The organism is Aeromonas sp. QDB18 (assembly GCF_027705325.1).
GTDB classification, from domain to species: domain Bacteria; phylum Pseudomonadota; class Gammaproteobacteria; order Enterobacterales; family Aeromonadaceae; genus Aeromonas; species Aeromonas caviae.
Map to the genome: position 1 here is coordinate 1 of NZ_JAPDBQ010000114.1, position 13,776 is coordinate 13,776.

Sequence of the window (13,776 nt, forward strand, 5' to 3'; positions counted from 1 at the left end):
AGACCAGCAGATCATTTTGGAGGTATTGGGTGAGCGCTATCGGCAAATTTATTCCTAAATCAGGTGCGGAATGTCGGATGTATTCCTGTACGACTTCATCAACTGTCCAATATGCCATAAATATCCTCGTGAAAAAATTTAAACGCAAAAAGGCCAAGCCTGTCGATAAGGTGACAGGAGGCCAGTAATTAAAGTTTGGATATAAAGTGATAGGAGTAACTTAATATTTCACTTTATAATATATAGTTTATCATTATTTCCCAAATTATTCAATACTTTTTAAAAATAAATTTGACTTTTGTTTGTTTGTGTGAAACGCCATGTAGATGTATGCGACACAAACCAACATAGCAGACTTAATATAACGCTCTATACGAGCTTCTGAGCCTTTCAGGCTGCCAGTGTATTCACCAACACAATATAATTGAATACAGGGCCATATAGGCCGTATTAGCTACGCTTGAACACCAACAATATAATATCAATGTTGAACACAATACATATAATTTATAACAAGAATTTATAGTTTAAACTATTGTTTATAACACCAATGATATTATATAACACATATTCTATTTTATTTGTTTGTCACTATAATACTTAATGAATAACACAACAATTGTTTTCATGTTGGGTTATGAGTTTAGTATTATCATATAGGCAAGTGTCATTGTGTTTGGACACGAAGCATATAGGTATATTAGGTGCGACTATATAGCACCACAACAACAATAGAGGCGACAGCCTCATTAACACAACAGTATAGGCGACCTCTGTCGCTAATTGAATAACATAGAGTCTAATCGACTCAATAACACAATATAATATATAAACAAATAGAATATAAAATAAAGAAATAATGTGTTTGTGTGTTAAGGCGACAGCCTATTATTATATAGTGTTCTTACTTAATTCTTGTTCTTACATATTTATTGTTCTTACTTAATTCTTGTTCTTACATATTTATTGTTCTTACTTAATTCTTGTTCTTACATAGAAGGACGATTCCGTCCCAAACAATATAATGTTTAGTACGATTTCGTCCCGAGGTTATAAAGTAAGGGACGATTCCGTCCCAAACTAAATGCGTGTATAGTACGATTTCGCACTAAACATTGTTGTGTTGCTTTGGGTAACGCACACGGGTGCGTCACCTACTGTACTGTTTGTGTTGGAAGATAGGCGACCATTGAGATCGCCAATAGTTATCAAAGCGTATTTATTTCATCTTTTTTATAAAGACCATTTTCCAAGCCTTGGATTAACTCACTTTTAATATATTCTAAACTCTTTCCCATTGTAAATGTAGATCCAAGAGCAAATGAGAGTGTGCTAGATTCAAAATACCAGATTCGTCTTTGCTCGTCTTTTCTTGATGAAAATTTATCAGAAAAAACATCTTCAAATATTGGGATGTATTTTGAGGCTGTTTCTGAATTAATATCCAGAACTTTATTTGTTTCCATTCGGCATGTTCCAATACGATGTTAGTCTAACCGACACATTGCAATGGAGTTTCCATTACTATAAGGCGAATATATTTTTAATGTCCATTCCCCATTAAAATCATATCCGTTTTGCTTGGCTAGTTCGACTGTACCAGAACACAACTTCCTAGCTTCAGAACTAGACATATCAAGTGTTGCCTTTACAGTTTGCGATCCGCCATCAACTTCACATTCCTGGCTTAGAACCCCTGTACTATCTAGGGCGTAGCAGAGATTAAATGCAGACTCAACAGAATCAGCACTAACAGACCCTGCCGCCAATCCTAAAACACAAATAACTATCTTTTTAATCATTTCATTTACCCTCTATGCAACCAAAACACACGGTGTCAAATGTGCCTTAAATTGTCAATATAGAATAAACAGCTAATAATAAAAATGTTAGGTTAGTCTCTATCTGTGTTGACGTACTTTGCACACTGCTTTTTAGGTTTGTGTGTTCGAGTGACAATATCACCCCTTGCATTCTCATAGGTGCAAACAGTCTGATTGTTGATAACCTCCTGTTTTATAAGCCGATATTGTGAATATGCAGAGGCAAAGGCTACAGAACAGAATGTGAGAGATAACAACAGCATCAAAGATGCCGAGCCCTTCATGGGCTCAATAAACAATAAGAGTAATTTTGTGTTCATAGGGCAATCTCCAAGGCTTCTTTGAGTTTGTCTAATGGAACATCACCACCATAGCGATCATAACTGATAGCTTTGTTTGTGTGGCCCAAGATCGCCGCCGCATACTGCAAGGGAATGCCCGCAGCTTTTAGCTTGCTTGCTACTGTGTGGCGAAGGCTATGGAAATCTTTGTTAACTGGACGATTGCGACTGAACCACTGCCCAAACAGATGGCTATAGCAGTTGTTCCGATATGGTAGCTCCTTGAACAACCTACCCCCTTTCCTGCTTGCTACAAAGTCCAGGAATCCAGCCGCCAACAATTTGCTATGGATTGGGACAAGCCGTTGGCTTGCTTCTGTCTTCAAGCTCTGATCTTCACGTGTAGCTCTGATGTTGAAGCACCAGACACCATTAACCCTCTCTATATCATCACTGTAGAGCTGGCAGGCTTCATTAGAACGCAATCCATGGTATCGCCCTATCATGGCGATGAACATGCGCCACGGCTCTTGCTCCTTGGCCCATGAATCGAACAGTTTCAACTCTGGATCTGTGTAGCCAGTTCGAACATTGACCTCTTTGACCCGCTTGAGCTTCAGACCCTTGAATATGTCCGTTGTTTGTTCAGTGTGATCTGATAGCCAACTAAACAACAAACTCAGTTTTTGAATGTACTTATTGATTGTGGTCGGCGACTTGCCAGAACCCAACAGCCAAGTTTTGAACGATACAGCATCAGCCTTTGTGTACTCAGACAGACCCTTATCACCAACGTGTTCAATAAAGGTGTTGATGTAGTTTTGTTGGTTCTTGGTCTCTTTAGGAGCCCATGACAATTGCTTTTCAGCAATGTATGACTCTACGTGACCGGAAAGCTTGTCTTCTTGGTCTGGTTGAATTTGGTTGTGTTCGGAAGGTACAGCGGGGGATTCGACCCCAGAGGGGCATACAGCTTCGCTGCTGGTGCTTGTAGGGATGTGAACGTGCCCGTTTAGCGGGGGATGTTGTGTCGTTGAGGCTTCAGCTTCAAACCCAACGGGTTTAGACATGACATCACGGCAAGCAGCATCGGAGATGCATACAGCTTGCTGCACATCAGGGCTGGAATGATTGAAGTGAATTTGAAGTGCCAAGAGCTGGGCTTGTGCCTTGTCTCTTGTTTTGAGGGATTTACGGAAGGTCTGACGACGACCATTGCACATGGTCACTCGTTGGTAGTAGTAAATTCCGTTTCTATTCAGTAAGTACATGGCACCTCCTATGAGGATTGTGTGCCAGTTTGTGTGACAGTGATACACAAACAGCTTGCCTTCAACAAGCTAAGTTACTGATCTTAAACGGGAATCGCAGAAACAAGTGGTGGCCCTACCAGCCACATCCCGGCACTCGAGTCCCCCGCCTTGGCTGCTACCTTCCGGTCCTGACCAGGTCGACGGGTTATCAATGCGAGAGGACCAATAGGACCACCGGCGAGGAGAATAGGCAAACTGGCCCCTCAATGCAATGGCTTTCTACCGCATCGCGAGCCGTTCGCCTTATTTTTCAACAATCTGGCCAAGGGTTCAGCTAAAGAGCATGAATTTGGCACCCACCAGCAACATGAGCAGGGCAAAGGCCTGCTTGAGCCGCCGGGGTGACATTCTGTGTGCCAGTCTGGCGCCCAGACGGGCAAACTGGGTGCTGGTGAGCACGATGCCAAGCAGGGCCGGCAGATAGATGAATCCGACGCTCCACTCGGGCAGATCGACGTCTCCCCAACCGGCATAGAGGTAGCTGAGGCTGCCTGCCAGGGCGATGGGCATGCTGCAGGCGGCGGAGGCGGCCACGGCGTTGCGCATGGGCACCGAATTCCAGGTGAGGTAAGGCACGGTCAGCGAGCCGCCACCGATGCCGAACAAGGCCGACATCCAGCCGATGACGGTGCCGGCGATCCCGGTACCAAGGGGGCCCGGCATGTGTCGCTCCGCTTTTGGCCTCAGATTGAGCCCCATCTGCAGGGCCATGGTCCAGGCGAAGCAGCCGATGATGATGTTGAGGGTGCTGGCGCTCAGCAGGTTGGCGGTCATGCCGCCGAGCCAGGCACCGACCAGCATGCCGGCGCCCAGGCGCCGTATCATTCCCCAGTCCACCGCCCCGGCCTCCTGGTGCGCACGCAGGGAGCTGAAACCGGTGAAGATCATGGTGGGCAGCGAGGTGCCGAGGGCCAGATGGGTGATGATCTCCGGCGCCACGCCCTGTGCGTGAAAACTCAGGACCAGCACGGGGACGATGATGAGTCCGCCGCCGATACCGAACAGCCCGGCCAGCATGCCCGCGAAGGCGCCCAACACCAGATAGCCCACAAACAGCATAAACATTCCTTCAATAACGAAACAGCGGTCAACTTGACCGCCATTATCCATAAAAAAGAGATGGCATCTTGCCATCTCTTTATTGTGCCGATTAATGCAGGGGAATGGTACCGTCCATCACCTTGTAGAACGCCAGCACGGCGCAACCGAGCAGGGCTGCCGTCATCCCCTGCTCCAGCCGGTTGAGGCTGCGCAGGCCGTGGTGCTGGCGCGCCTTCCAGTAGATGAAGATCCCCGGGCTGTAGAGCAGCGCCACCAGCAAGAGGTACTCCACTCCGGCGGCATAGACCAGCCAGCAGCCATAGACGGTGGCCACCAGGGCCAGCAGTAGGTCGCGCTTGCGCTGATGGGGCTGGTCCGCGTAGGTCTCCCCTTTCAACGCCAGCTTGAGACCGTAAGCACCGGAGAAGACATAGGGCACCAGGGCCGCCGAGGTGGCGATGTTCACCAGCGCCAGGTAGGTGCTGTTCTGGAAGTAGATGATGATGAGGAAGGTCTGCACCAGGCAGGTGGAGCACCAGAGCGACACCTTGGGGGAACCGTTCTTGTTCTCCTTGGCGAACCAGGCCGGGAAGACCCCGGTCTTGCCAGCTATGTAGGGCACTTCCGCCGCCAGCACGGTCCAGCTCAGCAGGGCCCCCATCACCGAGATCACCAGGCCGATGTTGATGAGCCAGGCGCCCCAGGGGCCGACCACAGCTTCCAGGATCATGGCGGTGGAGGGGTTCTTGAGGGCCGCCAGTTGCGGCTGGTTCATGACCCCCAGGGAGAACAGGGTCACCATGACGTAGAGCGCCAGGGCGCCGAGCAGCGCCAGCACGGTGGCGCGGCCCACGTCCTTGCGATGGCGGGCACGGGCGGAGACCACCACGGCCCCCTCGATGCCGATGAAGACCCAGAGGGTCACCTTCATGGTGGACTTGACCTGATCCATCACGGAGCCGAGCTCGGGACTCCCCTGCCCCCAGAGATCCAGGGTGAAGGTCTCCATGTTGAAAGCGAGCAGGATGGCTACACAGAAGACGATGAGGGGCACCATCTTGGCGATGGTGGTGACGATGTTCACCAGCGCCGCCACCTGGATGCCGCGCAGCACCAGGGCATGCACCGACCAGATGAGCAGGGAGGCGAGCGTGATGGCGACCGGGGTGTTGCCGTCACCGAAGATGACATTGTCCGGCGTGTCGAAGAAATAGCTCAGCGCACTGAACACCACGATGGCGTAGGAGACGTTGGCCAGCAGCTGGCACAGCCAGTAACCCCAGGCGGCGTTGAAGCCGACGAAATCCCCGAACCCCGCCTTGGCGTAGCTGAAGATGCCGCCATCGAGATCCGGGCGGCGCATGGAGAGATTCTGGTAGACCAGGGCGAGGCAGATCATGCCGATCCCCGTGATGGCCCATCCCAGGGCGACGGCCCCGGCACTGGCGTGCGCTGCGATGTTTTGCGGCAGACTGAAAACCCCGGCACCGACCATGGAGCCGATCACCAGCGAAATGAGGGCACCCAGCCCCAGTTTCTTGTCCATCTCAAACCTGTTTTATTAGGCGGCGGCTGAGCATCCGTATTCATACAGCGCGCGACATGGGAGGGGCTAGAAATCCGTACCCCGTGAAAAAGGCGGCAACTATATTGCATGACTATTCCGGCCGCAATCCCTCTTGCCGTCAATCATGAGCCGCCTTGACCGCGCGCAATTTTACAGCACTGACCCGGGGTGCCTGTGAGCTGGTTCAAATTAAGAAAGACCCGTTGATATTTCACGACTTTTCATGATGTCGCCCCGCTTTTCAAAAAGCGGACCTGCATGGCTATGCACCCTTGCTCTGGGGCCTGTCTCCTGTAAAAACGCCCCTGCAGGAGGGGCGTCAGAGAGGGTATATGCAGGGGGGGACTAGAGCCTCAAGCCGCCGTCCAGCTCGATCATCCGCCCGGACAGATAGTCGTTGGCAAGGATGAACTGCACCGTCTGGGCCAGCTGCGCCGCCTGCCCCAGGGTGCCCACCGGGATGGCCTGCTGCATGCGGGCCATGGCTTCGGGTTTCATCGCCGCCGTCATGTCGGTTGCAAAGACGCCGGGGGCGATGCCCATCACCCGGATGCCGTGACGGGCCAGCTCCTTCCCCCAGGTGACCACCAGAGAGGCCACTCCCGCCTTGCTGGCGGCATAGTTGCTCTGGCCCATGTTGCCAGCCCGGGCGATGGAGGAGATGTTGATGATGACGCCCCCCTCCCCGCCGATGGCCATCAGCGCCGCCCCCTCGCGCCCGCACAGGAAAGTGCCGGTGAGGTTGACGTCGATGACGCTCTGCCACTGGGCCAGGCTCATCTTCTCCGTCAGTGCCCCCTCCTTCACCTTGATCAGCATGCCGTCGCGCAGGATGCCGGCACAGTTGACGAGACCGTGCAGGGCACCGAACTGATCCTTGATGGCGGCGAAGGTCGCCTCGACCTCCGGCTCGCTTGCCACGTTGCAGACGAACAGGGCGCAGCGGCCGTCACGGCTGCGCACCTCCGCCTCGGTCACCTCCAGATCGGTGCGGTTGACGTCGATGAGCGCAAGCACGGCCCCCTGCTCCGCCAGACTCAGAGCGATGGCGCGGCCCAGCCCCCTGCCCGCCCCCGTGATGGCGATGACTTTCCGTGTGATATCCATAAATGCTCCTGGTGAGATGGCCGGTGACTGTCGAGTCAAAGACTATCGGGTAAATAGGTAGATAGCGGCCCTTAACCCGGCGCTGTCTTGTCCCGATAGAGCTCGAGGATGCTGGAAAAATCCTTGTTCTCCTAGCCCAAGCTCGCGTGCAGGTTGAAGAGGTTGCGGGCCAGGGCCCCCATGGGCACGGCGCTGTGGGCATGTTCCGCCAACGCCATGGCGAGCCCCAAATCCTTGACCATCAGCCGGGTCATAAAGCCCCCTGTATACCCACGCGACGCCGGCACGTTCTCCATCACCCCGGGCCAGGGGTTGTAGCGCTCCAGGCTCCAGTTGTTGCCCGAACTCTTGCCCATGATGGTGGAGAGCACGGCGGGATCCAGCCCCTCCTTGACCCCGAGCGCCAGCGCCTCGGCGGTGCCCGCCATGTGGATGGCGAGCAGCATGTTGTTGCACATCTTGGCGATCTGGCCAGCGCCAAGCGCCCCGGCGTGAAACAGGTTCTGCCCCATGCAGGCGAGCACGGGTCTGGCCGCTTCAAAATCCGCTTGTTCGCCGCCGACGATGAAAGTGAGCGTGCCCGCCGCCGCACCGGCCACGCCCCCCGAGACGGGGGCATCGAGAAAACGGATGCCGCTCGCCTTCGCCGCCGCCCCCACCTGACGGGCCGAGGCCACGTCTATGGTGGAGCAGTCGATGACCAGGGCGCCGGGCGACAGGGCCGCCAGCAGATCCTGGCCACCCCGCTCACCGGCACTCTCCCCCAGCCAGAGGCTGCGCACGTGCTCGCCCGCTGGCAGCATGCTGATGACCAACTCGCAGCCGCTCACCGCTTCCCGGGCATTCCCGGCGGCGAGGCAGCCGGTCTGGATGGCCCGGCTCAGGCTCTCGGGCACCAGATCAAACACCTGCACCCTGTGCCCCGCCTTGGCCAGGTTGGCGGCCATGGGCCCCCCCATGTTGCCAAGCCCGATAAACCCAATCCTTGTCATGGTGTGCTCCTTGTGTGTGATCCCGCGTCAGCGGAGGCGCAAGGGGTTGTCCCCCTCGGGCCAGCGATAGAAGGCATCCAGCCAGGCCTCACCCGTTTGCGGGGCCTGCCAGCGGGGGGATTTGTCCTTGTCGATGAGCAGGGCCCGCACCCCTTCCACGAAGTCCCCCCTGAGCACGCAATTGACCGAGAGGGTCAGCTCGTCGGCAAAGACCTCGGCCAGGGACTGGCGCCGTGCCTGCCAGAACTGGCGCCAGAGAATGGCGCGGCTAATGGGGCTGCCGCGAAGGCAGGTCTCCCGCCCCTGAACCAGCGCCGGTTCGTCCAGCTCGGCGCCCTCGAGGCGTGCCAGCACCCCTTGCAGGGAGCGGCCGGTCAACAGCGCATCGATGCGGGCCTGGTGGGGCAAGAGCACGGGGGTCGGCAGCGTCTGGCCAAGGGATCGCTGCAAACCGGTGAGCAGCACCTCGATCCGCTCGCAGGGGTCGCCTGCGGACCAGTCGAGGGCGGCGAGGCGCGCCGGCAGCTCGGCCCGCTCGCGGCTCCCCATGGCGTGACCCGCGAGCCCCAGGCCGATGGCGTCCGCCCCGTTGAAGCGGGCACCGGTGAGGCCGAGCCAGAGTCCGAGCCGCCCCGGCATCCGGCTCAAAAACCAGCTGGCCCCCACGTCCGGATAGAGGCCGATGGTCACCTCCGGCATGGCGAACAGACTCTTCTCCGTCACCACCCGAAAAGCGGCCCCGGCAAAGAGGCCGATGCCGCCCCCCATGCAGATGCCGTCCGCCACGCAGACAAGGGGCTTGCCGTAGCAGTGGATGTGATGATCGAGCCGGTACTCCTGCAGGAAGAAGTCGCGGGCATAGCCGAACAACTCAGAGTGGCTCGCCTCCTGCTTGCGGTAATAAAAGGAGCGGATGTCGCCACCGGCGCAGAATGCCTTCTCGCCGGCCCCCTGCAGCAGCACGCAGACGATGGCCGGATCCTGCTCCCAGCGGGTCAACGCCCCCTGCAACAACTGGATCATCTCAAGGCTCAGGGCGTTGAGGGAGGCGGGGCTGTCCAGAGTCAGCATGCCGATGTAGCGGCCATCCGCCGTGGGGTGGGTCTCGATGCGCACGGGCTCACTCATGGGCAGCCCCCGCAGACCGGGTATCTGCCCCTGCGACATGGCGGGCCGCCATCATTACCTCATTCATCCTTCACTCCTTCACTCTTTCGGTTTGGATTGGTCGTATCGCCAGCGCGGGGCCCGCTTCTCCAGGAAGGCCGCCACCCCTTCGCGCTGGTTGGCATCGTCAAACAGGGCGAGAAAGAGGCTGCGCTCGAGCGGCAGCGCCGCGTCCCTGTGAGTGCTTCGCCCCTGATTGATGAGCTGTTTGCAGGCGCGCAGGGCGCTCGGGCTCTGGCGCTCCACCAGCTGGGCCATCTGCTGCGCCGCCTCCCAGGCGTGCCCCTCGGTCACCACCTCCTCCACCAGCCCCATCTCGTAGGCCAGGGTGGCGCTCACCTTCTCGCCGCAGAGGATCATCCGCTTGGCCCAGCCCGGCCCCACCAGCTCGGTGAGGCGCTGGGTGCCGCCGGCGCAGGGCAGCAAGCCCACCGAGGCCTCCGGCAGGCCCAGCTTGGCCTGCTGCTCGGCGATGCGGATGTCGCAGGCCAGCGCGACTTCGAGCCCCCCTCCCATGGCATAACCGTTGATGGCGGCGATGCTGACCCCGTGAAAGCGGGCCAGCGCCTCGAAGGCGTGGCCAAAGGCCTCGGCCACCTCGCGGGCATGCGCCAGGCTGCCGTCGGCGAACATCTTGAGATCGGCGCCGGCGCAGAAGAATTTCTCTCCGGCACCGCGGATCACCAGGGCCACCACGTCGGGGCGACCATCCAGCTCCACCATCATCTGCAAGAAGGCTTTCAGGCTGGCGAGCGTCCAGGTGTTGGCGGGTGGGTGATCGAGGGTGATGTAGGCCACGTGGCCGTGATATTCGAGCCTGATCCTTGTCATTGCGTTGTCCTTGTCAAAAAAACTGCCCCATGATGACAGGGTTGAATGGAGCCAACCTGCACCTGGCTCACAAAGCCTGAGGACGTGCCGACTGCGTCCTCAGGGCAGGCTACTCCCGCTACTCCAGCGCCAGGCCGGGGTCGGCCAGCAGGCGGCGGGCGATGATGAGCCGCATCACTTCATTCGTCCCTTCCAGAATGCGGTGCACCCGGGTATCGCGCAGATAGCGCTCAAGCGGATACTCGCGGATATAACCATAGCCGCCAAAGAGTTGCAGGGCGTCGTCGCAGATGCGGTGCCCCACGTCGGTGGCAAAACGCTTGGCCATGGCGCACCAGGCACTCTTGTCCGGGCTGCCCTCATCGAGTTTGGCGGCCGCCTGGCGCACCAGCAGGCGGGCGGCGGCGAGCTCGGTGGCCATGTCGGCCAGGCGAAACTGCACGCTCTGGAATTCGCTGATCGGACGCCCGAATTGCTGGCGCTGCTGCACATGAGCCAGGGCATCGTTGAGAGCCTGCTGGGCAGTGCCCAGCGAACAGCTGGCGATGTTGATTCGCCCCCCATCGAGCGCCCGCATGGCGAACTTGAACCCTTCCCCCTCCTCCCCCAGCCGGAAGCGAGCGGGAATGCGCACGGCGCTGAAGTTCACCTCCCGGGTCGGCTGGCTGTTCCAGCCCATCTTCTCCTCCGCCTTGCCGTAGCTCACGCCGGGGGTCTGGGCCGGTACCATGAAGGCGGAGATCCCCTTGGCCCCCTCGCCACCGGTGCGGGCCATCACCACCAGCACGTCGGTGCAGCCGGCGCCCGAGATGAACACCTTGCTGCCGTCGAGGAGGTAATCTTCGCCATCGCGCACGGCGCGGGTCTTGAGGGCCGCAGCGTCGGAGCCCGCCCCCGGCTCGGTGAGGCAGTAGGAGCCCAGCAGCTCGCCGCTGGCGAGCCTGGGTACCCACTCCTCGGCCACCTCGGCAGGCAGCCAGCTGCCCAGCATCCAGCTCACCATGTTGTGGATGGTGAGATAGGCGGTGGTGGAGGTGCAGCCCATGGCGAGGCGCTCGAAGATGAGGCTGGCATCGAGCCGGCTCAGGCCCAGACCGTCATACTGCTCCGGGGTATAGAGGCCACACAGGCCCAGCGCCGCCGCCTGCTTGATGGTGGGGATGGGGAACTCGTGCTCCCTGTCCCAGTGCGCGGCATGGGGTTTGAGCGCCAGATCGGCGAAGGCGCCGGCCGACTCGACACAGGCCCGTTGGGATTCGGTCAGGGTAAAATCCATCTTGTTCGCTTCCTTTGTACTTGTTCCGTCGATCCGTTGCTGTCAATGGGGGCACCCGGGCAAAGTGGGCAACCCCTGCCGTCAGCGCAGCTGAATGGTCATATTGGGGCCGCTGGGAATGTCTTCGTCGAACCAGCGCTCCGTCACCGTCTTGGTCTCGGTGTAAAAACGCACCGCCTGCTTGCCGTAGGCGTGCAGATCCCCGTAGAAGGAGCCGCGCCAGCCGGTAAAGGAGAAGAACGGCAGCGGCACCGGGATGGGCACGTTGATCCCCACCTGGCCCACCGCCACCTCGTGGCGAAACTTGCGGGCGGCGGCGCCACAGCCGGTGAAGAGGGAGGTGCCGTTGCCATAGGGGTTGGCGTTGATGAGGGCAAGCGCCTCATCCAGGCTCTCCACCTCGAGGCAGGCCAGCACGGGCCCGAAGATCTCCTCCTTGTAGATGCGCATCTCGGGGGTCACGCCGCGAAACAGGGTCGGCCCCACCCAGTTGCCCACCGGGTAGCCGGGGACGTCGCAAAAACGGCCGTCCAGCAAGCACTCGGCTCCCTCGGCAATCCCCGCCTCGATAAGCCCCTCCACCCTGACTTTCGCCTCCGGGCTGATAAGGGGGCCATAAGCCGCCTCGGGGTCGTGCCAGACGCCGGGTTTCACCTTGGCGAACTCGGCGGCGAGCTCGGGGATCCACTCCCTGGCGCTCCCCACGAACACCGCCACGCTGATGGCCATGCAGCGCTGACCGGCGGCGCCGACTCCGGCTCCCACCAGGTTGCCGAGCACCTGCGCCTTGTTGGCATCCGGCATGATCACCATGTGGTTCTTGGCGCCGACAAAACACTGGGCGCGCTTGAGCTGCGACGTGGCGCTGCGATAGACGTGACCACCGACCCGGGCCGAGCCCACGAAGCTCACCGCCTTCACGTCCAGGTGGCTGAGCAGCGCATCCACCTGATCGGCGCCGCCATGCACCACCGACAGAATGCCCCTGGGGGCCCCCGCTTCGGTAAACAGCTCGGCCAGGCGCATGGGGGTGAGGGGATCCTGCTCGGAGGGCTTGAGCACAAAGCCGTTGCCGCAGGCCACCGCCAGCGGGAACATCCAGAGCGGGATCATGGCCGGAAAGTTGAACGGCGTGATGCCGACGCAGACCCCGAGGGGCTGCACCCAGGAGTGGCCATCCACCCGGCGCGCCACGTTGCCCATGGTCTCCCCCAGGGTCTGGCTGGCAATGGCACAGGCCTGCTCCACCACCTCGATGCCGCGCCACACATCCCCCTTGGCATCCGCCAGGTTCTTGCCGGTTTCCTGGGCCAGCAGGGTCGCCAGCTCGTCGTGATGCACTTTCAACAGATGCTGGTAGTTGAACATCACCCGAGCCCGCTCGGAGAGAGGCACCTCCCGCCACTGCAGGTAGGCGTCGTGGGCGGTGCGCACCGCCAGCTCAATTTCCGCAGAGGTAGCTTTCGGCACCCGCGCCAGCAGATGCTGGTCCGCCGGGTCGGTCACCTCTATCCACTCGTCGCTTGCGGACGGACACGCCTCGCCACCGATGTAGAGCGGTAGATCCCCGTACTGGGTGTGATGCTGGCTCATGCCCCCCTCCTAGCCCGTTGGCAGGCGATGGCAGGCCACCCTGGGCCGGCCACATCCATGTTGCTGTTGCACATCCTGTTCACTCCTTGCGCTCCTCTGCCCGGGTAGCCCCTTGCGGCGGGCTGCCATCGAATTTACCTTAGACCAACAATCAATTTACGTTTACGCTAACGTAAACTTGAATCACGAATGGACTGACCAGTCATCACCCTGATGGCAGGGGAAATCGGCAGTCCACTGCACCAAGGAGAGCACGGATGCATGCCCTGATGGATGAAACCCTCCAGGCCCTGACCGAACAGGTCGAGGCTTTCTGCCAGAAAGTGATCGCACCGCGCGCCAGCGAGATCGATCAGAGCAACGCTTTCCCCCGGGATCTCTGGCCCCGCATGGGTGAGCTGGGGCTGCACGGCATCACGGTGGCGGAGGAGTATGACGGGGTGAACCTCGGCTATCTGGCCCATGTGCTGGTGATGGAGCAGGTGAGCCGCGCCAGCGCCTCGGTCGGCCTCTCCTACGGCGCCCACTCCAACCTCTGCATCAACCAGATCCACCGCCACGGCACCCCTGATCAGAAGGCGAAATATCTGCCTGATCTGGTCAGCGGCAAACACGTGGGGGCGCTGGCCATGAGCGAGCCGGGTGCCGGCTCCGACGTGGTGAGCATGCGCCTCACCGCAGTGCGCGAGGGGGATCACTTCGTGCTGAACGGGGCCTTGTTGCACAATTCCAAAGCAGGACAGCAGTCTCTCAGGCGCCGATTTCGCTCAGTTGACCTGTTGTCG

General features: G+C 58.6%; 12 protein-coding genes and 1 other RNA gene. 1 reads left to right on the forward strand and 12 read right to left on the reverse strand.

The window, feature by feature from the left end; genetic code table 11:
- Positions 1-1,208: 1,208 nt before the first annotated feature.
- The 12 genes from OKC30_RS15515 to OKC30_RS15570 form a co-directional block, all read right to left on the reverse strand.
- Positions 1,209-1,466: a hypothetical protein gene (locus OKC30_RS15515; protein WP_270670236.1), complete on the reverse strand. Its 258-nt coding sequence runs from the start codon at positions 1,464-1,466 to the stop codon at positions 1,209-1,211.
- A 21-nt stretch (positions 1,467-1,487) separates the two neighbouring features.
- A complete protein-coding gene (locus OKC30_RS15520) occupies positions 1,488-1,802 on the reverse strand; it encodes a hypothetical protein (RefSeq protein WP_223916626.1) in 315 nt (104 codons plus the stop codon).
- Positions 1,803-2,139: 337 nt separating this feature from the next.
- A complete protein-coding gene (locus OKC30_RS15525) occupies positions 2,140-3,375 on the reverse strand; it encodes a site-specific integrase (protein WP_270809679.1) in 1,236 nt (411 codons plus the stop codon).
- Positions 3,376-3,488: 113 nt separating this feature from the next.
- Positions 3,489-3,585: signal recognition particle sRNA small type (gene ffs / locus OKC30_RS15530), an RNA gene on the reverse strand.
- 102 nt (positions 3,586-3,687) lie between these two features.
- A complete protein-coding gene (locus OKC30_RS15535) occupies positions 3,688-4,476 on the reverse strand; it encodes a sulfite exporter TauE/SafE family protein (RefSeq protein WP_045524789.1) in 789 nt (262 codons plus the stop codon).
- 91 nt (positions 4,477-4,567) lie between these two features.
- Positions 4,568-6,004, reverse strand: a complete 1,437-nt coding sequence (arcD, locus tag OKC30_RS15540; RefSeq protein ID WP_201957260.1) for an arginine-ornithine antiporter — start codon at positions 6,002-6,004, stop codon at positions 4,568-4,570.
- A 366-nt stretch (positions 6,005-6,370) separates the two neighbouring features.
- Positions 6,371-7,132: an SDR family oxidoreductase gene (locus OKC30_RS15545; protein ID WP_113725435.1), complete on the reverse strand. Its 762-nt coding sequence runs from the start codon at positions 7,130-7,132 to the stop codon at positions 6,371-6,373.
- Positions 7,133-7,263: 131 nt separating this feature from the next.
- A complete protein-coding gene (gene mmsB / locus OKC30_RS15550; RefSeq protein ID WP_270666454.1) occupies positions 7,264-8,124 on the reverse strand; it encodes a 3-hydroxyisobutyrate dehydrogenase in 861 nt (286 codons plus the stop codon).
- A gap of 27 nt (positions 8,125-8,151) precedes the next feature.
- Positions 8,152-9,252 carry an enoyl-CoA hydratase/isomerase family protein gene (locus OKC30_RS15555; RefSeq protein WP_052816214.1) on the reverse strand — a complete coding sequence of 367 codons (1,101 nt, stop codon included), beginning with the start codon at positions 9,250-9,252 and terminating at the stop codon, positions 8,152-8,154.
- 78 nt (positions 9,253-9,330) lie between these two features.
- Positions 9,331-10,122 carry an enoyl-CoA hydratase gene (locus OKC30_RS15560; RefSeq protein ID WP_010674596.1) on the reverse strand — a complete coding sequence of 264 codons (792 nt, stop codon included), beginning with the start codon at positions 10,120-10,122 and terminating at the stop codon, positions 9,331-9,333.
- Positions 10,123-10,240: 118 nt separating this feature from the next.
- Entirely contained in the window at positions 10,241-11,398 is a 1,158-nt protein-coding gene (locus OKC30_RS15565; protein ID WP_201957254.1) for an acyl-CoA dehydrogenase family protein, read from the reverse strand.
- Positions 11,399-11,479: 81 nt separating this feature from the next.
- Positions 11,480-12,991: a CoA-acylating methylmalonate-semialdehyde dehydrogenase gene (locus OKC30_RS15570; protein ID WP_270666453.1), complete on the reverse strand. Its 1,512-nt coding sequence runs from the start codon at positions 12,989-12,991 to the stop codon at positions 11,480-11,482.
- A 257-nt stretch (positions 12,992-13,248) separates the two neighbouring features.
- Here OKC30_RS15570 and OKC30_RS15575 point away from each other — a divergent pair.
- Positions 13,249-13,776 (forward strand): acyl-CoA dehydrogenase family protein (locus OKC30_RS15575; RefSeq protein WP_270809680.1); only part of this gene is annotated, 528 nt, incomplete at its 3' end.